Source organism: Paraburkholderia diazotrophica (genome assembly GCF_900108945.1).
In the GTDB taxonomy this organism is placed as follows: Bacteria; Pseudomonadota; Gammaproteobacteria; order Burkholderiales; family Burkholderiaceae; genus Paraburkholderia; species Paraburkholderia diazotrophica.
Map to the genome: position 1 here is coordinate 104,066 of NZ_FNYE01000019.1, position 19,813 is coordinate 123,878.

Here is a 19,813-nt window from a genome sequence, read left to right on the forward strand (position 1 = left end):
GCTGGTTGAAATTATGTCACTGCGTGACTAATATCGATTCATAGCGGCCGATTGGCGCATCCTGCGCAAGACGCGCCGACGAATCACTGTGCGCATTTCCGGTAGCAGATGAAATCTTACGTCGTTCTGCTCGCAGCGTGGATGGCAGCGTTTGCCGCAGCCGGAGTTCGTTCGGCTGGCGCGGACTCGCAGGCTATCGTGCTCGCCAATCTGCCGTCGAGTTCCGGTCTCGACCCGGCGCTGTTGCAGCCGCAGCCCCCGCCCGAGCGGCATCGCGCGTCGACGCCGTCGCCCGCCATCATTCACGGTCCGTCCTACCTGTCCGCGTTGCGCGACTACGATCTGCTCGCGCCGAGGCACAGGCTGTCGTATAGCCCGTCGGCGGGATTCAAGCTGAACGATCGAGGCGATTGAGCCCGCGCGCTTCAATGCACGACGGGCGTATGGCCCTCGTATTTCTGCAGCGATACGCCCACCACATGCTCGTGCCATATTCCGCACTTCGCGACGACAGGAATCCACGACTGCTTGCTGCGCACGCGGGCAAACGCGCGCATCGTCACCGTCGACTCGACGGGTTGAGCGCCATTGTTGCCGGAAAAAATGCCGCTGCCGCCTTCGACCTTGGCTTTCAGCACACGGCGATCGGGCGCGAGAAACATGTCATAGCGTGACGTAGTGCGAATCCAGCGGTCGAGTTCGGCGATACAGTTGATGACGGCGGGACGCACGTGGAGACGCGTGAGGTACGCGTAGTCGTCGGGCACGTCGGCCTGGGACGGGGACTGCGAAAAGGCGGTCGAGCAGAACCAGATGAGGCACAAGATGCCAGATAGAGCGGTGATGCTTTTCATTGTCGTGTGGCGCCTCGAAATTCAATGCGACGCACATGCGTCGCGAAACGTTCAAGGCGCGAAAGTATACTCGCTCTGCCTGGCTCTTATCGCCGCGCGCGTTTCACAAGCTTTCTACGCGCTTCAACTGCACTGACGGATCGAAAATTGAACCTCTTTCATCTCGCTGTCGCCGCGATCGTGTGCGTCGCGCTCGTCGCATGCTCGCGCAGGGACAGTCTCTTTTCACTGGCGCCGAACTACTCGGCGCAAACAGTGCAGACGGTATCGGATGTGGCGGAATGCATCGCCGGTCGCTGGCAATCGAGCGTGCGGCATCTGAGCGAGGTGCGCGCGAACGGCGCGGTCAGCATCGAGGCGCAGTCGCTGTTTCGTGGAATTGCGATCGGCGTTCGGCTCAGGCCGCACGCGAACGATACGCTCGTCGAGTATTTTCAGCGCCGCGTCGCCGATCCGATCTATCGGTCGATGGTCAGGGAGTGCACGCGAACGCTGGTGTCAGCGGAGCACTGATCGCCGCTCAGAATTCCACGAGCGCGAAGTCTTGTTTGCCGACATCGCAGAGCGGGCAGCGCCAGCTTTCCGGCACGTCGGCCCAGCGCGTGCCGGGCGCGATGCCTTCTTCAGGCAAGCCGGCGGCCTCGTCGTAGATCCATCCGCATATCACGCATACCCACTGCTTGAATTCGTCCTCGGATGACGGCGTTTGCGTCGCAGCCGCGTCGTTCGATCCGAGCGATTCCGACGCAGCCGCGTTGTTGTCGTGATCGAGCGATACGACGAGCGGTGTCGGCCGATCAGCGGCTGGCGTATCGAGATAGCGTTGCAGCGCCTGATGCAGGGCCGCCGCTTCCTTCAGGTTCAGGTCGATCCAGAAAGGATCGCCGGCGCCATCGTTGAGCCGGTCGGGCGAGAACTGGATTTCTACAGCAGTGGCTTTCTTGTACATGCGAAGTGAACGACAGGCGAACGGCGGGTCTTGCCAACCGCCGTCTAGTAGAAGTGACGCAGCAGCGCGCTGCACAGCACGGCCGAGATGCCTACGAGCGAGAGCAATTGGAGCAGAGTCAGCGAACGGCGGCTATTGGCGGGATTGGGTGTCGACATGAGATTGAACGAATGATTGAGGGGCAGATCTGGAACTGCGTTTTCGATGAAAACGCGAGCCCGGATTGTAAACGCTCATTCGTTCGATCGAATCCTGGCTGGATTCTTTTCCCCGTCGAGTTGCGTTGGTCGGGGTACGGCATGCGTGACGCTTGACTGATGTGAGAGACGCCTGATTATCGCTTACACGCCGGACCGACATTCCTTCCTCATGGTTAATAGATTCTTTCGGCCAGCGAGTTGTGGGCGTGTGTGGCTATGCTGCGGAGACTGATGGAATCAGCCATCAACATGCAAGAACGCCTTCGCGAAACAGAAATCTCGTTGCGGCAAGCGCGATCGGGATCGGGATCGAGTTGCCGCAAACAGAAACCACCGCGAAAACTCTACTGGCCCGAAGTCCCCGACGCCTGGCCATGCTCCGCCTGCCGCGCAGCGTCTTTCGGATCGCCCGATGTATTCCGCACGCGATCTTCGGCGCGATAGTAGTCGGCATTCTGGTCGATCCTGGCGTAAGAGGCCACGGGCGCAGTCAGCCCAGCGAAACCAGCAAGTGCAAGAGCAAACGCAAGGGTCTTCATTTTTCAACTCCTTGTCCGTTCGTTGCAGCTTCAATCGATTGACGCGAGCCCGCAAGCTCACGCAGGCCCGGCAAAGTCGTTTGCTAACGTCGAAACCCTGTTCGACACACGTCAGCTCGACATAACGAACGCAATTCGCGAGCCTCGTAAAAGGATAGTCGCTGGATCGCGGGGGTGTTAGTTCTCGCGAAGCGGGACGTGCGCCAGACCACGCATGCGCATGTACGGCGCGCACATGATTCATCACTTCGAGCCGCCTTTGCCGGACGGCATCAGCACTTGCGTGAGTCCGTCCACATCCTTGACGATCAGGTTCATCACAAGCTCGACACCCGGCGCGAATGCAGGATGATGGCCGCCTGCATGTTCAGCCCGTCAACGTGCGCGCGAAACGGCGCGTCTCGGGCGCGGTCATCCGTCTTTTGATCCAGCTTTGCAGTTGAACAGTCATCGGGGGTTTCCGTCTAAACGCTTGGTTGATGCGCCGGCTTTCGTGCGCTTTCTTTAGCGAATACGCGGACATCCGTCGCCGGGGAACATACCTTGCTTGCGCGACTCCTTTCTCTTCGAACGGTCTTCACTACCAGGAGCGCCCCTTCCGATGCCGCAACCCCAAGCCCGCCGCATGCCTTCCACAGCCTTCGACGCCGCCCGCACCGTTTGTATCGCCGTGTGCGCCGGCGCGGTGCTCGCGTTCGGCGCGCAACCCGCCGACGCGCAGGGCTTACCCGCAAGCGCATCGGCGGGCGCATCGTCTGCAGCGTCGGTATCGAACCGGGGCACCCAGAACGCATCGCCCGTCGTGCCCGTTCCGCCTTCGGATTTGTACGGCGACCTGTACCGCGATGTCGAACTCGCGCATCTCTATCCGGACAGCAAGACATTCGCCGATATGGTGCCCAACGTGCCGCCGAACGAGATCGTCGCGGATTATGCCGGTCAGAAACCAGACGCGCATTTCGATCTCAAGTACTTCGTCGACGAGCGCTTCACGCTGCCCGCGCGCGAAACAAAAAACTATGTGTCCGATCCGAACCAGGGCGTCACCGCGCATATCGACACGCTGTGGTCCGTGCTTCGGCGAGACCCCGATTCGAACGCGGGCGCGTGGTCGTCGTTGCTGCCGCTTCCGCATCCGTACATCGTCCCCGGCGACCGCTTCGACGAAATCTACTATTGGGACTCGTACTTCATCATGCTCGGTCTTCGGCAGAGCGGCCGCGAAGATCTGCTGAAAGACGAACTCGACAACTTCGCAACGCTGATCGACCGCTATGGCCACATTCCAAACGGCAACCGCACGTACTACCTCAGCCGCTCACAACCGCCGTTCTTCGCGCAGATGGTGCGCCTCGCGGCCGAACGCGAAGGCGATCGGGTCTATCTGCACTATCTGCCCGCGCTGCGCAAGGAATACGCTTACTGGATGGACGGCCAGAACCGGATCGCGCCCGGCAGCGCGTATCGTCATCTCGTGCGTCTGCCCGATGGCACATTGCTCAACCGCTATTGGGACGAACGCGGCACGCCGCGCGACGAATCGTATCGGGAAGACGTCGTCACCGCGCAAGCGACGCCTCAGCGCAACGCAGAAGACCTGTGGCGCAACTTGCGCGCGGGCGGCGAAACAGGCTGGGATTTCAGCTCGCGCTGGTTCGCCGACGGCAAGTCGCTCGCGACAGTCGAGGTCACGTCGCTGATTCCCGTCGATCTGAACTCTCTGCTCGTCGATCTCGAACGCACGCTGGCGAAGGCGTATCGCGTGCAGGGCGACGCGTCGCACGCGGAAAACATGGAGCAGCGCGCGGCCGTGCGCGCCGAAGCGATTCGCCGCGTCGCGTGGGATTCGCAGCTGAACGCATTTGGCGACTACGACTTCGTCAAGCATCAGCTGACGCACCGGCTCAGCGCGGCGACAGTCTATCCGCTGTATTCCGGCATCGCGACGAAAGCGCAAGCGGCGTCGGTGGCTGCGACAGTCCGCGCGCGCCTGTTGCGTCCCGGTGGCATTGCAACGACGACAGTCCAGTCGGGACAGCAATGGGACGAGCCGAACGGCTGGGCGCCTTTGCAATATCTCGCGGTGACGGGCTTGCGTCGCTATGGCCACGCGGACCTCGCGCAGCTGATCGCGACGCGCTGGATACGCAGCAACGTCGCGTACTACCAGCACACAGGCAAGCTGGTCGAAAAGTACGACGTCGATGCGAATGCGGGCACGACGTCGGCAGGCGGCGGCGAGTATCCGTTGCAAGACGGATTCGGCTGGACGAACGGCGTGCTGCGCACGCTGATGGCGATGTATCCGAACGCGGCGGGCCCCGCCACGCGTCCCGCCGATGTGCCTTCGGGTCCGCGCGGCGTATCGGAAGCGGCATCGGCGGCGGCCGCTGCGCCGAAGACCACGCACCGGCTGCGCGCGGCGCCGGCCCCGTGAACCGTGCACTGTCACGAGGCAGCCGACGCTGGAATTGAAGCGCGCCACGCCCTTCAATTCCCTCTAACTGCTTGTTACGAAACTCGCATCCGCGTTGCACCTTCGGCCTGGGCCGCCGCGTACACTGCGCTGACGCTATCGGCGCGAATCGACTCGTGAATGCTATTGAATTCAACCGCGCCGGCGCAACATCGGATCGAACAACTGAAACGGGGTATAGCATGACAGCATTCGGTAAGGCCGCGGTTGCCGCCGCAACACTTCTTGTCGCCGTCAGCGGGACGGCGCACGCGGCGGGTTGCATCAAAGGGGCCGTGGTCGGTGGCGTCGCGGGACACTACGCGGGGCATCACGCCGTCATCGGCGCGGTCGGCGGCTGTGTCGTCGGGCATCACATTGCGAAGAAGCATGCCGAAGAACAGGCGGCGCAGCGTCAGGCACCGCACGCGCAATACCGGTAACTTTCGATGAAAGCCGCGTGCGGTGATCGGCACGACACTCGCCATTTAATTCTGTCTTAATTGTCGCGGCTCATTATCCGTACACAGACAGTCATTGATTTCTTTCCCCTGTACGTGCCGCCAGTGCATCGGCGGCATCTTTTTCCGCGCGTTCACGAGCTGTCCGCACTCGCCGGAATCGAAGAGAAGAGGTACACCACCATGTCGCACAAATCGCGTAGCCGCAAACAGACCCGTCCCGCCATGTCGCCGCTGCTGCGCGCGCTGACGTTCAGCCGCGCCGCACACGAGCCCATCACGCGCGCGATGCTGCTGCAGGCGTACGCGAGTCTCGACGCGTTCCGCCGAGGTCATGGCTCGCGCGAGCTGTACACGACGCTCGGACGGCAACTGCTCGTCGCCGAAGAACTCGGCCGCATCGGTCATCTTCCTGAAGCGCTCGACGATATCGCCGAAGCGCAGATCGCAATGACGGACATCGACGCAATCGAGAAGAGGCACGGCAAGTGGATCATCGAGGGTGACAACTACGCGTGGCTGACCATCGCGCTCGGTATCTTCGAGCGGCAACTCGCCGATGCGTCGCTGGATGACATCGCGAAGGCCGAAGCGCGGATGATCGAAGGACTGATGCGCATCGAGCAGCAAATCGCACACGGCAACCTGGCTGCCACCGTGACGGCATAAGCGCATAGCGCGTCACGCGGCGCGCGATCAAGCGACCCGGCCATCGCGCCGCACGATGCGAACGGCCCGCGCTAGAGCTTCTTCAACTCCGACTGCATCCAGTCGTGGACGTCGTGGATCAGTTCCTGCGGCGACCGCTCGGCAGGCGACAGCGTAGGACCGACGACGACGCGGATATGCCCCGCCCCCGTCGGCCAGCCTTTCGCGGGCCACACCTTGCCCGCGTTGTGCACTACGGGCACGATCATCGCGCCCGTGGCGCACGCGAGGCGCACGCCGCCCGATGTCAGCCTGACGGGCGCATCATGCGGCACGCGCGTGCCTTCCGGAAAAATCACGACGATATCGCCTTTCGAAAGGCGCTCCGCAGCTTCACGCGTGACGGCGACGTGCGCCTGCCGGGGCGAGCCGCGGTCGAGACTCACCATGTCGAGTCCCTTCAGCACCCAGCCGAAGAAAGGGATGCGCAAAAGATCCTGCTTGAACACGAAGCTGATCCGGCGTGGAAAGAGTCCGAGAAACGCGAGCGTCTCCCATGTCGACTCGTGCCGGCAGAGGATGATCGATGGTTCTTTCGGCAGATGCTCGAGGCCTTCTATCGAGCAGCGAATGCCCGGCAACACGCGCATCACGCGCACCAGCGCGCGGCACCACGACGCCGCGAGCGCATAGCGGCCCGAGCGGCCGACAAACGGATAGAGCAGCAGCATCACCGTGGACCAGATCGTTCCGCTACCCAGCAGGTAGACGATGAAAAGCCATTTGTTGAGCACAGCACGCATGTTATGTGGCATCGATAGATAGGAGCGAAGGCGCAAGCCAAAACCCAGATACTACCGGCGATGCGCTATCCGCACGAAGCAATGCTGCAATGCGCAGGCGATCGACGTCGGGCGATCCGCTGTGTTGTCCTTTGATCCGCTACCGCGCCACACCGCACGCGACGAAGAAAACGCCGGCGAGAGCCGGCGTTCAGTCTTTATTTTTTGAGGCCGCGGTCGCCGGGCGGCGCCGGAAGGCCAGATGTTCGGCAAAGGTTCGCGCCGCGTGGCGCTAGTGGCTTGCAGACGCCACAACGCTCTGCCTCTTTCGACTTGTCGTGATGCGCAAACTTCCCCCGTGCGCGAGCAAAGTATCGCCGACGAATGCGCGCTGCAATGTGGGCAAGCCAACGTTCAGACGAAATCTGCCGCGCGTGTCGACATTCAAATCATGCGTCGCGTGAATCGTCCTCCTCTTCATCGACGCATCCTTTTGCGCATGCCCCCTCGCGCGAATGCGATGCTTCGGCAGCGGCGAAGTCTGGGTCCGGAACTTCCAGATTGTGAGCGGCCCGCAGCGGCCTTACGCTCCAGTCTCACGTTGCCGGCACCCATCGCCCGTGCAAAGGAGACGTTCATGCTTTCCGCGTTGGTCGAAACAATCGGTGCGCTCGGCATTCTGGCGAGCGTCGTGGCGAAGATCGCCGAGTTGCGCAAGCAGTACAAGCGTTGCGCAAAAGTATGCGGCGGTAAAAACGCCCCTCCGAAGAGGGATCGATGAACCGCCTGAAAGCCGTGCCTTTGGTTCAAACACGTCCGGCGACAGGAATCAGCGCTCCTGTGATGCACTGCGCCTCTTTCGACAGCAGGAACGCGATCACCGCCGCGATCTGCTCTGGCGTCACCCAACGCGTGAAATCGGCGTCGGGCATGTCGGCGCGGTTCTGCGGCGTATCGATGATGCTCGGCAAGATCGCGTTGACGGTCGCGCCCTTGTCCTTGAGTTCTTCGGCAAGCGCTTCCGTCAAACGCATCACGGCAGCCTTCGACGCCGCGTAGGCACCCATCCCCATTCCCGCCTTCAACGCGGCCATTGCGCCGATGTTGACGATGCGTCCGCCCGTCGCCGCAGTCAGATGCGCGAGCGCCGCCTTCGATGCGTTCAGCGTCGTCTTCACGTTCACGTCGAACATTCGCTGCCAGGTTTGCGCGCCGCCATCGGTGAGCGTCTCCCAACTGAAGCCGCCTGCCACGTTGACGAGCGCGTTCAGGCCGCCGAGCCGGCTTGCGATCGAATCGATCGCACGTTGGGCGGCTTCTGGTTCCGCGAGATCGACAGCGCTCGCGATGCAGGCTTGCGCGAGCGGCGCGGGCAAGTCCGTGGGCGCCGCCCCGCGTCCGACGAGCGCGACTTTCGCGCCGCGCTGCGCCAGCAATTGCGCCGTGGCGAGACCCAGGCTGCCGAAGGCGCCCGTCACGGCGACGATGGTTCCATCGAGACTGTTCATGAAGTACACGCTCCCAAATCGTGGTCCGCCTCAGCCTTGAGCATTCATATGACCACTCTTTTTTAGTCGATGCAGACGCCGCGTCCACAGACCAGTTTTAGAGCAATCGAAACGAAAGCGCACGTTAAGAATGACTAAAGGCGATTGCGTCATCGCGCGCGGCACACGACAGCGCGGCAGTACGGCACGCAATGTCCGCGCGATGCGCTCACGAAAACAGGACGATCGGACAAAGAGGCGCGACGCAAGGGCAATGGCCAATTCCACATATTGCCTCATAGTCACTCACAAGACGGCATCGAGCACCATGAATCATCTGTTGCAGCAAGCGCGTTTCTTAACGTCGGGCAGCAAGGTCTTCTGAAATCAGGGTGTCCTGCCTTTTCCGTCGCCGTGACCGGATGCGATGCGTCGCCGGCCATCGGCCACGAAAACCGCGACCCTTGCGAAAGAGGAGACCCTGTCATGCATCATCTGCCGGACCCGCGCCGACATTGCGTCAGCGAAGACCCCTACGAGCAACTCGTGCAGCAACTGCAACGCGATGCGTTGATGCAAGGCGGCCTCGCACTGCTGCCGCCCGTGTTACTGCTCGCGCTGCTGCATGTGCATTCGCACGTCGGCTGGGATGCCTGCTATACGGCGCTGCGTCAGCTGAACGACGATCACGGCAGACATATGCGGGAACTCGGCACCGCGCTGTCGCTATTGAAGTCGCTGCGCGGCAGCCGGATACTCGATCCGCTCGCATGGCACGCCGCGATGCGCCGGTTGATGCATGACATCGGAAGCCGTTTGCATCCCTCGCCTTCGATGCGGATGCGAGCGATGCGGCGCGCCGTCGCCGTCCGCGCCACGCGCATCGATCCGCGCGGTTTTACGTTGCGCGAGCCTTCGCGCGTTGCGCCGACCGTGAGCCCAATGCGCACTGTACGAACGCCGATCGATTGGCAACGTTACTGGCTTTCGGCGATGACCTCAGCGCCGTCGACATGGCTATGACGCTTTCGCCACGCGGCGGGCGGCATGCCGAACTCGCGCCTGAACGCGCGATGGAATGCCGATTCCGATTCGTAGCCGACCTGCTCGGCGATCGCCGCAATCGCCTTGCTGCTGTACGACAGCTCCTGCGCCGCGACGATCAGGCGCCAACGTGCGAGATATTGCATCGGCGGCTGTCCGAGCAGATCGCTGAAACGATGTGAAAACGCGGAGCGCGACAGACCAACTTTTCGCGCAAGCTCGTCGACGGTCCAGTCGTATGACGGTTGCGCGTGCAGCATCGACAGCGCGCGGCCGACGAAACGGTCCTTCACGCCCGCGAGCCAGTTCTTGCGTTCCGCGGGCAAGTCGTCGATGCAGCGTCGCACGGCCCATACGAATAGCAGCTCCGACAGCCGCGCGAGAACGATCGCGCTGCCCGCGCGCGATTGCGCAGCCTCGGACGCGGCGAAGCGCAGCGATGCTTCGAGCCACGACGACTGCGGATCGTTGCGCACGTCGACCTTGAAGAGGCGCGGCAGAGAGCCCAGCACGGGATTGCTCAGCGCATCATCGCAAGCGAGAAAGCCGCACAGGAGGCGCGTCGGCGCGCCGCCGCCGCCATGCGAGAGATTCAGCAGTTCGCCCGGCGTGGTACCGAGCTGCGATTCGAGCAGCGGTCCCGCCGGCACGGGCGAGAGATCGGGCGCGCTCCCCATGATGTGCGCCTCGCCTTGCGGCACGACGAGCAGTTCGCCCGCGCTCACGCAGATGGCGGGATCGGCGCAGTCGGGAAGATGCGCCCAGCAAGTCCCTTCCGTGATCAGATGATAGGAGACCACGCGATCCGCTCTGGGCAACCAGGCGGTGCACAACTTCTGATCGGGGTGGCCGAACAGACACCACGGCGCCGTCAGTTCAGCGTGCAGATAGACTGCGCCGGACAGACGCACGACGCGCAACACGTCAGAGACCGCATCCATGAAGCACCGCCATTCGATTTCCGCATGTAGCTAAAAAGACGGTGATAACGCCGTCTTTTGCAAGCGCACCGAAAGAATACTCCGTTCGCCTGATGAAGGTGGCGCGAGGCGCCATGAATGCGTTGGGCGGTTGGTGGGCTGCACGTCGGAGCGCTATTCGAGCGGCTAAGCGTGACATAAGGTTCGGCCAGTACGATCGGGCCGGTCTTCTGCCTTCCTTTCTTCTGCCTTCCTTGTTGGGTCCTTGTGGGGCAGCTCTGTTCATCGACACGATTGCAGCATGAATACACTCGAAGCGTTCAATCAGGCGCTCTTTCTGATGATCGACGCGACGGCCTCGACGCCGCGCTGGCAAATCGACATCGCGATTGCGATCGCCGATTACGCTATCTACCTCGTTCCGCTCACGCTCGGCGTGCTTTGGCTGTCCGGCGGACAGCACCAGCGCGCGGCGGCCGTGCGCGCATGCTGCGTCGCGCTGCTTGCGCTCGGGTGCAATCAGATCATCGGGCTTTACTGGATGCATCCACGCCCCTTCATGATCGGGCTCGGCCATACGTCCGTCGAACATGTCGCCGATTCGTCGTTTCCCAGCGATCACGGCACAGTGTTCGCCAGCGTTGCACTGACTCTGCTGCTGGCTCGTATTCGATGGTACGGCGCGCTGATGCTCGTGGCCGGGCTCGCCGTTGCGTGCGCGCGCGTGTTCATCGGCGTGCACTTTCCATTCGATATGGCGGGCGCAGTCGTGATTGCATGCGCAGCGTTCGTCGTTGTGACGCCGCTTTGGTCGTCAGCCGGTGAAGCGGTGATGGGCGTGCTGATCGCGCTCTATCGCAAGCTGCTTGCATGGCCGATCGGGCGTGGGTGGATTTCGCGGTAGTCGTTAAAGTAAGTCCGAGCGCGTGCCAGAAAACCGCACGCGCCAGGATCATTTCGATCAGCCCGTCTGTTCCGGCGCAAGCGTATCCGGCGTCTCGCCGCGCACATCCCGCGTCGCCCGCGCACCCAGCACGAAGATCGACGCGGCCGCAACGACGGCGGGTATCGCTATCAGCATGAACATCGCCGGCAGCGGCAGCCCTGCCGCCAGCATCGCGCCGCCCGCCAGCGAACCGACGACCGATCCGCTGCGTCCGATTCCGTTCGCCCAGCTGACGCCCGTCGCGCGGCAGTCGGTCGGATAGAACACGGCCGACAATGCATTCGCGCCCACCTGCGAACCCGATACGCAAAAGCCCGCCGCGAACACGGCCAATGCCGCGAGCCACGGCGACGCGGCAAGACTGCCGATGGCCGCCGTGAAGAGACCCGCCAGCGCATACCCGAGCGCCAGCACGTAATGCGGGTTGAAGCGGTCCATCAGCCAGCCGAGCACGATCGCGCCGACCGAGCCGCCGACCTGGAACATCGCCGTCACGAGCGCCGCCGTATGCAGCGAAACGCCCGTCGTGCGCAAAAGCGTCGGCAGCCAGCTCGACAGCAGATAGATCACGAGCAGGCTCATGAAGAACGTCAGCCACAGCAGCAGCGTGCCGCGCAGCAGATCCGCGCGAAACAGATGACTGACGGGCGAGCCCGCCGGCTTGCCGTGCGGCGCGACAAAAGTCGCTTGCGAAAAATCTTCATGCGGCGCGATGCGCGCGAGCAGCCGCGTCACATGCTCCGCGCGCTTGCCTGCACTGACGAGATAGCGCACGGATTCGGGCAGCCGCCACGCGAGCAGGGGCACGAGCAGAAGCGGCGCGACACCGCCCGTCAGCAGCACCAAGCGCCAGCCGAAATGCTCGATCAGTTCGGCCGCGACGATGCCGCCCAGCGCCGAGCCAATCGTGAAGCCGCAGAACATCGTCGTGACGAGAAACGAGCGGCGCCGCGACGGGCAATACTCGGATGTCAACGTGATCGCATTCGGCATCGCGCCGCCGAGCCCGAGTCCCGTGAGAAACCGCCACGCGATCAGCTCATTCAATCCGCCCGACCACGCCGACGCCGCGCTCGCAGCGCCGAAGCACAGCACGCACGCGAGCAACAAACGCTTGCGCCCCACGCGATCGCCGAACGGACCGAACACGAGCGCGCCTGCCATCAGGCCCGCGAGCCCCGCGCCGAACACAGGCGCAAGCTCCGCCGGCGACAACTGCCATTGCGCGCGAATGACGGGCGCGATGAAGCCGATCGATGCCGTATCGAATCCATCGATCGCGACGATCAGAAAACACAACACGACGATCGTCAGCTGAAACGGCGAGACCCGATTGCGGTCGATGACGTCCGTGACGTTGACTGGCTGCGCGTACACCATCACCTGTCTCCTTCAGTTAGAGGCAGGCGTCCGTTCTTTTTTTTTGGCCGGTCCGCCCGTCATTCAATTCACTTCTCGCTTCAGTCCTCAGGCGACGCCCTTCAGGCAATCTTCCGCGCGCCATCCGTGCAGCCATTGCAGCGCATCGTAGAACTGCTCCTGCGTGCGGCCGACCCACAGCGAATTGCGCACCAGACGCTCGACGCCCTTCGCGTGATAGATGCGCCCCATCTCACGCGTCGAGTACAGCACGCGCGCAGTGCGCGGAATGCGCGCCGTTTCGTACAGCTTGAACGCCGCTTCGAAATCGCCATCAGTGGCGGCAACGGCAGCGCCGAGCGTGACGGCGTCTTCGAGCGCCTGGCAGGCGCCCTGCGCGAGGTATTGCGTCATCGGATGCGCGGCATCGCCGAGCACTGTCGCGCGACCATAGCTCCAGCGCTCGACAGGCTCGCGATCGGCCGTCGCCCAGCGCTTCCATGAAGTCGGCCGGTCGAGCATCTGATGCGGCAGCGGATGAATGCCTTCGAAGTACGACAGCACTTCTTCCTTGCTGCCTTCGCGCACGCCCCACTCTTCTTTCTCGCGGCTATGGAACGTGACGACGAGGTTGTATTGCTGTCCGCCGCGCAGCGGATAGTGCACGAGGTGACAATGCGGCCCGGCCCACACGACGGGCGCATTGATCTGCAAATCCTTCGGCATGTTGCCGACTTCGACGACCGCGCGATACACGACGTGTCCCGTCACGCGATGATCGTCGCCGATCAGCGTCTTGCGTATCGCCGACTTCACGCCGTCGCAGCCAATCACGGCATCCGCGCGATAACGCTCGCCGTGCTGATCGGTGACGGTCACGCCGCTCGCGTCCTGTTCGAGCGAGCAGACCTGCGTGTTCGTGCGGAACTGGATCAGCGGATGATCCTGCACGGCTTCGAGAATCGACAGATGAATATCCGCGCGATGAATCACCGCATACGGATTGCCGAAGCGCGCGCGATACGGCGCGCCGACGTCGATGCGCACGATTTCCTTCGCGTCGAGCGCATCCATCAGCTTCATGTAGTCGGTGAACACCGCGCGGCTGCGCGCCGCCTCGCCGACGCCGAGTGCATCGAGCGCATTGAACGCGTTCGCGCCGAGCTGGATGCCGGCGCCGATCTCCTTGATCTCGGCCGCCTGTTCGAGCAGTTGCACGCGAATGCCTTGACGCGCGAGCGCCAGCGCTGCCGCGAGGCCGCCGATACCACCGCCGATCACGAGCACGCGCCCGCCTTTGCTGTTTGTCTCACTCATGACTGTCTCCATGCCTTACTTCGATTTCGTTGCAGACGGTTGCGATGCTGCAATCAAGCGCTGTAATCGGGCTGACGCTGCGGCTGCGCGGCGTCGAATGCGGGGTGTTTCAATGCGTGCTCATACACGGCGAGGCCGCGCCGGTACGCGCGCAGATCGCAGTCCATGCGCAGCGCGTTCGCGATCTGCGGCACGAGGCACACGTCGGCGAGCGTCGGCTGCACGCCGAAGCACCACGGCCCCACGTTGCTGCGTTCGAGCAGGCGTTCGACGCCCGCCATCCCTTCCGCGATCCAGTGCCGATACCACGCGGTCTTCTGCTGCGGCGTGACCTTCAGTTCCGTTTCCAGATAGCGCAGCACGCGCAGGTTGTTGACGGGATGAATATCGCAGGCAATGAGCGCAGAGAGTTCGAGCACGCGCGCGCGCAATTCGCGTTCGAGCGGAATCAGGCGCGGCTCCGGATATTGCTGGTCGAGATAGTCGATGATCGCGAGCGACTGGCCGAGTTTGAAGTCGCCGTCGATCAGCGCGGGCACCGACGCAGACGGATTCACATTCGCCACGTAATCCACCGCGCGATGTTCGCAGACGCGGATATTGACGGGCAGCGTGTCGTACGCGAGGCCCTTGAGCGCAAGCGCGATGCGCACGCGGTATGACGTCGAGCTGTTGAAGAAGCTATGGAGTTGCACGGCTTGACCTTCCATCAGTACATCAGTAGCAAAGCGCCGCGTCAGACGACGCGCACAGTCAGTTCACCCAGACGCTCGACGCCGACTTTCATCGTCTCGCCCGACTTCACCGCGCCGACGCCCTCGGGCGTGCCCGTGAAGATCACGTCGCCCGGCTCCAGGCAGAAGAACTTCGACAGATAGGCAACCGTCTCGGCAACCGACCAGATCAGATGCGACACGTCACTCCTCTGCTTCGTCTCACCGTTGACCGTCAGCCACAGGCCGGCGTTCTCGAAGTGGCCGGCCGCGCTCGCAGGGTGAATCGGGCCCATCGGCGCTGAACGATCGAACGCCTTGCCGATTTCCCACGGACGGCCCATTTCGCGCATCTTCATCTGCAGATCGCGGCGCGTCATGTCGAGGCCGACTGCGTAGCCCCATACGTAGTCGAGCGCATCTTCGACGGCGATATCCGAGCCGCTCTTGCCGATTACGGCGACCAGTTCCGCTTCGTAGTGATAGTTCTGCGTCTGCGACGGATACGCGAGTTCCAGCGTTTCGCCATAGGCGACGGGCACGACGGCATCGGCGGGCTTGCAGAAGAAGAACGGCGGCTCGCGATCGGGATCGAAGCCCATTTCGCGCGCGTGCGCCGCGTAGTTGCGGCCCACGCAGTAGACGCGGCGCACCGCGAATTGAGCGTCGCTGCCGGCGACGGGAACAGCGACGGGCGCTTCGGGCGGGAAAACAAAAGCCATGGTGAGTTCGACTCGACAGATAAAAGGATGGAGCACGCGCCGCGATGCGGCGCGCGATAACAAAGGATGCCGAAAGCGGCGGACGAAAAGCGGACGAAGAGGCGGACGAAAAGCGGCCGTCTAGCTGCGTTCTTCGCGCAGCAGATTCAGCGCGGCAAGCACAGGGCGATCCGAATAGCTGAACAGCACGCTTTCCGCCGATGCCGACAGTTGCACGGGCGCCCACGAGGGCGCGACGAACACGTCGTGCGGCTCGAACGCGAATTCGTCGTCGCCGATCTTCGCCGTGCCCTTGCCTTCGACGACGCAGTAGATCGTCGCGTCCGTGCTGCGATACGTGCGGCCCTTGAAGCCCTTCGGCAGGTATTGCATGAAGGTCGCGATGGTCGGCATCGGCCAGCCGCCCGTCGCCGGGTTCACGTAGCGCAGCTTCACGCCGTCCCATTCGTCGAGCTCGCCGTTGCGGTACAGCGCGTCGAGCGCCTCGCGGCTGCGCTCGTACGGGTAGCTGAAAATCGGCGACGTCGGATCGGACACGCGATGCCGCACGGGCACCATGTTGTGGCCGAAGCGCGCGAAGCTGTCGCCTTCGGGGCGCGAGACGGGCTGCGTCGCTTCCGGGTAGTTCTCGGCAAAGCCCGCATCCATCTGCGCGACGAGCGGGATATCGAGCCCGTCGAGCCACACGACGGGCTCGCCGCCTTCTTCGACGGACAGATTGCCGTGGTCGTGCCATGTCCACGACGGCGTGATGATGAAGTCGCCGGGATGCATCGTCGTGCGCTCGCCGTTGACGGCCGTCCACGCGCCCGTGCCCTCGACGATGAAGCGCAACGCCGATTGCGTATGCCGATGGCTCGGCGCGATCTCGCCGGGCAGGATCAGTTGCAGTCCGGCGTACAGGTTCGGCGTCATGCTCGACTTGCCGGGCAAGCCGGGGTTTTCGAGCACCAGCACGCGGCGCACGGCCTCTTCCGCGCTGATCACGGAGCCCGCCTCCATCACGAGATCGCGTACCTGCGCATACTTCCAGATCGCGGGCTGCGCTTTCGGTTGCGGCGATTTCGGCACGAGGTTGTGCAGCGACTCCCACAGCGGCGTCATGCGCTGGCGGGCGATCTGCTCGTAGTAAGCCGCGCGCGTTGCGCCCGGATTGATGTTCGTCATTCGCGTCTCCTGTCTTGCTTTCGGTGTCTCGGGGGCCGGATGCGTCGGCGGGCGGGCCGCGCGTCGGGTTCCCGGACTCTGTGCATCATTTATATGCGACGGAGCTATACCCGGTAAAATGGCGAATTCGTCTAATCCATACGATTTCGGATATACCTCGGATCGATGGATCGTTATGGGAGGACTGCGCGATGGACTGGACTTATCGCCTGCGTCTGCGGCATCTGCAGGTGCTGCTGAGCCTTGCGAGCACGGGCAATCTGAGCCAGTCGGCAACCGCTCTCAATACGACGCAGCCGGCGCTGTCGAAATGGCTGAAGGAACTGGAGGAGGACGTCGGCCTAGCGCTTTTCGAGCGGCATGCGCGCGGCTTGCGGCCGACGCCTTATGGCGACGCGCTGATCGAACACGCGCGCCGCATCGAAGCGCATCTCGACAACGCACGCGACGACATGCTCGCGCTGCGCGAGGGCGGCAGCGGACTCGTGAGCATCGGCACATCGGGTGTATCGGCGGCGGACACGGTGCCGCTCGCGGTGTCGCGGCTGCTCGAGCGCATGCCGCGCGCGAAGGTGCGAATCGTCGAGAGCACGATGAACCAGCTGATGCCGCAGCTCGCGCGCGGCGAGCTGGATATCGTCGTCGGCCGCTCGGGTCAGGAATACGACGATCCGCAGTTGCAGACCGAGCCGCTCTATACCGAGCCCATCAACTTCGTGGCGCGGCCCCATCATCCGCTGACGGACAAGACAAAGGTCGGCTGGGACGACGTGCTCGCGTATTCGTGGATCGTCTGGCCGCAGGGCACGCCCGTGCGCAATGCGCTGGAGACCGCGCTCTCGGCAGTGGGCCGCGCGTTGCCGAACCATTGCGTCGAAACGAATTCGTCGATCCTCAATCTCACGCTGCTCAACAACACGGACCTGGTGGGCGTCGCCTCGCATCGGGCCGCGCTGCGCTTCGAGCAGTTGAATGCCGTTCGCATTCTGCCGATGCAGCTCGAAGGCTTCGGCTCGGTGTCGATGTACTGGCACGCGGAAAACGAGAATCGCGCAGCCGTGGCGATGGCGCTCGAAGCACTGCGCGCGTACGCCGATCCGAAGACGGGCGGATGGCATATGGCGCGCGAAGGATGATCCGCGTCTGAGTCGCCCGCGTTTGAGTCGTCCGTTCAGTGCGCTCAGCGCGATCCATCCGCGAGCCGCTCGCGCTCGCGCAGCGACTGGCGCGAAAGTGGAGAGAAAAAGCGCGGAAGGATCAAGCAGCCGCCACTACGATGCGAACAGCGATGCTCGCCAAAAGAAGAAACCGCGACATGCGTCCCGTCGTCTGACGGCGCGTGTCGCGGTTGGCTGGTTCGCTACGTCACGCTGGCTGCATCGAGCCAGCGCCGTCGATCAATGATGTTGGAAGACGGGAACCGAGTACGAGCCTGCACCGAACGATGCACGTTGTCCTGCTTGCGACGTGCCGTCTGCCGTGCCGCCGATGCCGCTGGTTTCGGCGCCATTGGCTGCTTGAACCTTTGCTTCGGCCGACTGGATGTTGGCGGGGTATTGCGTGTCGCTGCTGTTCGAAGGCACATAACCGGTCTTTTCCAGTTGCACCAGTTCAGCGCGAACCTGTGCACGAGTAACCGGCTGACTGGATTGCGCGAACGATGCAACCGGAACAGCGAGGACAGCAGCAATTGCGACGGCCTTGATGAGCGATTTCATGATCATTACCTCCAGATTGATTTTGGATGCGTCGAACGGTTTGTTCGTTGCGTTGAAAACAGTGTAGGAGTGCCGGCACCTGGGATAAACACCTATTCGACCAACTCACAGTTGCGCGAAACGTGACAAACGGGAATCGCTGCATGTCGGGGAATTTCCATCGCGGCAGGGCTCGCCGCCGATTGCGTTCCGAGCCGCATCTACACTTCCACTACGCATGCTCCGGCGGATCGCGCAGAAGTGATTGCGCGTCGACGCGCTGACGCCACACAAAAGGGAGACGAAATGAACGGACCACACACCACGCCGCACTTCTCTTCTGTCGATGCGCAAGCGCTGCCGTGGACGCAATCGGTTTGCACAAGCGGCGTGCAGATCAAGAATCTCGGCAAGGCCAACGGCCGCGCGATGCAACTCGTGCGGTTCGAGGCGGGCACGGTCTTTCCCACGCATCTGCATACGGGCCCGGAATTTATCTACATGCTCGAAGGTGAAGCGACGCAGAACGGGCAGCGTCTGTTGCCGGGTTGGGTCGGTATCGCCGAATCGGGCACCGTCGATACGGGCTTCAAAAGCGATACCGGCTGCATGTTCCTGTTGATCTACGAGCTGACGCAGCGCTTCTGCTAGCGGCGCGTCTATCACACGCGCAAGCGAAGGCAGCCGCCCGTTACTGCCCGTTACAGACGCAACATGCGGGATGCAACATGAGAACGACTGCATTTATAGAATGCCGTCACTCGCCACCGTGGCATTCATTGCGCGAACGCCCGCAACGGAGCAACAAGTTGAAACGCCTAACCCTCATTTGCACCGCTGGCCTCATCGCCGCCTGTACGTCTACGGCCGCATTCGCCCATGTCGATGTCGGCGTGACGTTCGGCATCCCCGCTCCCGTCTATGTCGAGCAGCCGCCTGTCGTGTACGAAGCACCGCCGCCCGCCGTCTATGCGCCTGCGCCCGTCTACTACGGCGGCTATGGATACGGCTATCGCGACGAACGCTGGTGGCATGATCATGGCCGTCATCGCGGCTGGCATCGTCATCATCACGACGATGACGATGATTGAAGGTGCTTGAACGCGCTTGAATCGGCTCGAAGTCGACCGGGCCATCCTTCATTCGTCGAACCCGACGACAGCCGGTCCACGATTTTCGGCAAAGAAGTCCCATAAGGCATTGCCATCCGATGAACCGTCGTGGTAGAAGCTCCGCTCGCCCGTTTCCGGCGCGAAGTCAGTGAACAGGAGCATACGGTGAAGAGGACCGCCGAAAACAAGTTGAAGGTGGTTGCGGTACGCGTGGACCCGGCGATCGAACGAAGGTTGCGGCTATTGGCCGAAGTCACGGGGCGCAGGCAGTCGTTCTTCCTGCAACAGATGATCGAAAGCGGGATCGGCGCAATGGAAGAGACCTGGCTGCCGCCCGCCGTACTCGCACAGGTCCGTGATGGCACGTTGCCGCCGCGCGAGCAGATCGACGATGCGATGCCCGATCTCTTTAGCGGGCATCTTCGCTGAACACGAAAGCTA

General features: G+C 62.9%; 24 protein-coding genes. 12 read left to right on the forward strand and 12 right to left on the reverse strand.

The window, feature by feature from the left end; genetic code table 11:
- The first annotated feature begins 108 nt into the window (after window positions 1–108).
- On the forward strand, window positions 109–414 hold the full coding sequence (locus BMW76_RS23075; protein WP_090869316.1) for a hypothetical protein: 306 nt from the start codon (window positions 109–111) through the stop codon (window positions 412–414).
- An 11-nt stretch (window positions 415–425) separates the two neighbouring features.
- On the opposite strand, the gene BMW76_RS23080 is transcribed toward BMW76_RS23075, so the two are convergent.
- Complete coding sequence (locus BMW76_RS23080; RefSeq protein WP_090869318.1) at window positions 426–854, reverse strand: BspC domain-containing protein; 429 nt, start codon at window positions 852–854, stop codon at window positions 426–428.
- Between the two features lie 147 nt (window positions 855–1,001).
- On the opposite strand from BMW76_RS23080, the gene BMW76_RS23085 reads away from it, so the two are divergent.
- The gene (locus BMW76_RS23085; RefSeq protein ID WP_090869320.1) at window positions 1,002–1,367 is read left to right on the forward strand and encodes a hypothetical protein; all 366 of its coding nucleotides are present in this window, start codon (window positions 1,002–1,004) and stop codon (window positions 1,365–1,367) included.
- 7 nt (window positions 1,368–1,374) lie between these two features.
- On the opposite strand, the gene BMW76_RS41930 is transcribed toward BMW76_RS23085, so the two are convergent.
- Both BMW76_RS41930 and BMW76_RS23095 read right to left on the reverse strand, forming a co-directional pair.
- Window positions 1,375–1,803 carry a rubredoxin gene (locus BMW76_RS41930; protein WP_090869322.1) on the reverse strand — a complete coding sequence of 143 codons (429 nt, stop codon included), beginning with the start codon at window positions 1,801–1,803 and terminating at the stop codon, window positions 1,375–1,377.
- Window positions 1,804–2,347: 544 nt separating this feature from the next.
- Window positions 2,348–2,542, reverse strand: a complete 195-nt coding sequence (locus BMW76_RS23095; protein ID WP_090869324.1) for a hypothetical protein — start codon at window positions 2,540–2,542, stop codon at window positions 2,348–2,350.
- A gap of 601 nt (window positions 2,543–3,143) precedes the next feature.
- Between BMW76_RS23095 and treF the strand changes: the two genes are divergently transcribed.
- The 3 genes from treF (at window position 3,144) to BMW76_RS23110 (ending at window position 6,127) form a co-directional block, all read left to right on the forward strand.
- Window positions 3,144–4,979, forward strand: coding sequence for an alpha,alpha-trehalase TreF (gene treF, locus BMW76_RS23100; RefSeq protein ID WP_245763334.1), 1,836 nt, complete (start codon window positions 3,144–3,146; stop codon window positions 4,977–4,979).
- Between the two features lie 221 nt (window positions 4,980–5,200).
- Window positions 5,201–5,440: a hypothetical protein gene (locus BMW76_RS23105; RefSeq protein WP_090869328.1), complete on the forward strand. Its 240-nt coding sequence runs from the start codon at window positions 5,201–5,203 to the stop codon at window positions 5,438–5,440.
- 201 nt (window positions 5,441–5,641) lie between these two features.
- Complete coding sequence (locus tag BMW76_RS23110) at window positions 5,642–6,127, forward strand: hypothetical protein (RefSeq protein ID WP_090869330.1); 486 nt, start codon at window positions 5,642–5,644, stop codon at window positions 6,125–6,127.
- Between the two features lie 71 nt (window positions 6,128–6,198).
- Here BMW76_RS23110 and BMW76_RS23115 read toward each other — a convergent pair whose 3' ends face one another.
- The gene (locus BMW76_RS23115) at window positions 6,199–6,909 is read right to left on the reverse strand and encodes a lysophospholipid acyltransferase family protein (RefSeq protein ID WP_090869332.1); all 711 of its coding nucleotides are present in this window, start codon (window positions 6,907–6,909) and stop codon (window positions 6,199–6,201) included.
- A 241-nt stretch (window positions 6,910–7,150) separates the two neighbouring features.
- Between BMW76_RS23115 and BMW76_RS40450 the strand changes: the two genes are divergently transcribed.
- Entirely contained in the window at window positions 7,151–7,669 is a 519-nt protein-coding gene (locus tag BMW76_RS40450) for a hypothetical protein (RefSeq protein ID WP_143062300.1), read from the forward strand.
- A gap of 25 nt (window positions 7,670–7,694) precedes the next feature.
- On the opposite strand, the gene BMW76_RS23120 is transcribed toward BMW76_RS40450, so the two are convergent.
- Window positions 7,695–8,396 (reverse strand): SDR family NAD(P)-dependent oxidoreductase, encoded by a 702-nt coding sequence (locus tag BMW76_RS23120; protein WP_090869401.1) that lies wholly within the window; start codon window positions 8,394–8,396, stop codon window positions 7,695–7,697.
- A gap of 465 nt (window positions 8,397–8,861) precedes the next feature.
- On the opposite strand from BMW76_RS23120, the gene BMW76_RS23125 reads away from it, so the two are divergent.
- Window positions 8,862–9,398, forward strand: coding sequence for a hypothetical protein (locus BMW76_RS23125; RefSeq protein WP_090869334.1), 537 nt, complete (start codon window positions 8,862–8,864; stop codon window positions 9,396–9,398).
- Here the strand turns inward: BMW76_RS23125 and BMW76_RS23130 are convergent.
- Complete coding sequence (locus BMW76_RS23130) at window positions 9,353–10,360, reverse strand: AraC family transcriptional regulator (protein ID WP_090869336.1); 1,008 nt, start codon at window positions 10,358–10,360, stop codon at window positions 9,353–9,355. The genes BMW76_RS23125 and BMW76_RS23130 overlap by 46 nt on opposite strands.
- A gap of 280 nt (window positions 10,361–10,640) precedes the next feature.
- Between BMW76_RS23130 and BMW76_RS23135 the strand changes: the two genes are divergently transcribed.
- Window positions 10,641–11,243, forward strand: a complete 603-nt coding sequence (locus BMW76_RS23135) for a phosphatase PAP2 family protein (protein ID WP_090869340.1) — start codon at window positions 10,641–10,643, stop codon at window positions 11,241–11,243.
- Window positions 11,244–11,300: 57 nt separating this feature from the next.
- Here BMW76_RS23135 and BMW76_RS23140 read toward each other — a convergent pair whose 3' ends face one another.
- From BMW76_RS23140 to gtdA, 5 genes are all read right to left on the reverse strand, one after another.
- A complete protein-coding gene (locus BMW76_RS23140) occupies window positions 11,301–12,665 on the reverse strand; it encodes an MFS transporter (protein WP_090869342.1) in 1,365 nt (454 codons plus the stop codon).
- Window positions 12,666–12,752: 87 nt separating this feature from the next.
- Entirely contained in the window at window positions 12,753–13,961 is a 1,209-nt protein-coding gene (locus BMW76_RS23145) for a 3-hydroxybenzoate 6-monooxygenase (RefSeq protein WP_090869344.1), read from the reverse strand.
- Between the two features lie 53 nt (window positions 13,962–14,014).
- Window positions 14,015–14,656 (reverse strand): maleylacetoacetate isomerase, encoded by a 642-nt coding sequence (gene maiA, locus BMW76_RS23150; RefSeq protein ID WP_090869403.1) that lies wholly within the window; start codon window positions 14,654–14,656, stop codon window positions 14,015–14,017.
- A gap of 41 nt (window positions 14,657–14,697) precedes the next feature.
- Window positions 14,698–15,396 carry a fumarylacetoacetate hydrolase family protein gene (locus BMW76_RS23155; RefSeq protein ID WP_090869346.1) on the reverse strand — a complete coding sequence of 233 codons (699 nt, stop codon included), beginning with the start codon at window positions 15,394–15,396 and terminating at the stop codon, window positions 14,698–14,700.
- A gap of 120 nt (window positions 15,397–15,516) precedes the next feature.
- Window positions 15,517–16,563 carry a gentisate 1,2-dioxygenase gene (gene gtdA, locus BMW76_RS23160; RefSeq protein WP_090869348.1) on the reverse strand — a complete coding sequence of 349 codons (1,047 nt, stop codon included), beginning with the start codon at window positions 16,561–16,563 and terminating at the stop codon, window positions 15,517–15,519.
- A gap of 191 nt (window positions 16,564–16,754) precedes the next feature.
- Between gtdA and BMW76_RS23165 the strand changes: the two genes are divergently transcribed.
- On the forward strand, window positions 16,755–17,699 hold the full coding sequence (locus BMW76_RS23165) for a LysR substrate-binding domain-containing protein (RefSeq protein ID WP_090869350.1): 945 nt from the start codon (window positions 16,755–16,757) through the stop codon (window positions 17,697–17,699).
- A 261-nt stretch (window positions 17,700–17,960) separates the two neighbouring features.
- On the opposite strand, the gene BMW76_RS23170 is transcribed toward BMW76_RS23165, so the two are convergent.
- The gene (locus BMW76_RS23170; protein ID WP_090869404.1) at window positions 17,961–18,281 is read right to left on the reverse strand and encodes a DUF4148 domain-containing protein; all 321 of its coding nucleotides are present in this window, start codon (window positions 18,279–18,281) and stop codon (window positions 17,961–17,963) included.
- Window positions 18,282–18,566: 285 nt separating this feature from the next.
- Between BMW76_RS23170 and BMW76_RS23175 the strand changes: the two genes are divergently transcribed.
- The 3 genes from BMW76_RS23175 (at window position 18,567) to BMW76_RS23185 (ending at window position 19,801) form a co-directional block, all read left to right on the forward strand.
- On the forward strand, window positions 18,567–18,911 hold the full coding sequence (locus tag BMW76_RS23175; RefSeq protein WP_090869352.1) for a cupin domain-containing protein: 345 nt from the start codon (window positions 18,567–18,569) through the stop codon (window positions 18,909–18,911).
- A gap of 158 nt (window positions 18,912–19,069) precedes the next feature.
- A complete protein-coding gene (locus BMW76_RS23180) occupies window positions 19,070–19,351 on the forward strand; it encodes a hypothetical protein (protein WP_090869405.1) in 282 nt (93 codons plus the stop codon).
- Between the two features lie 186 nt (window positions 19,352–19,537).
- The gene (locus BMW76_RS23185) at window positions 19,538–19,801 is read left to right on the forward strand and encodes a hypothetical protein (RefSeq protein WP_090869354.1); all 264 of its coding nucleotides are present in this window, start codon (window positions 19,538–19,540) and stop codon (window positions 19,799–19,801) included.
- Window positions 19,802–19,813 lie beyond the last annotated feature (12 nt).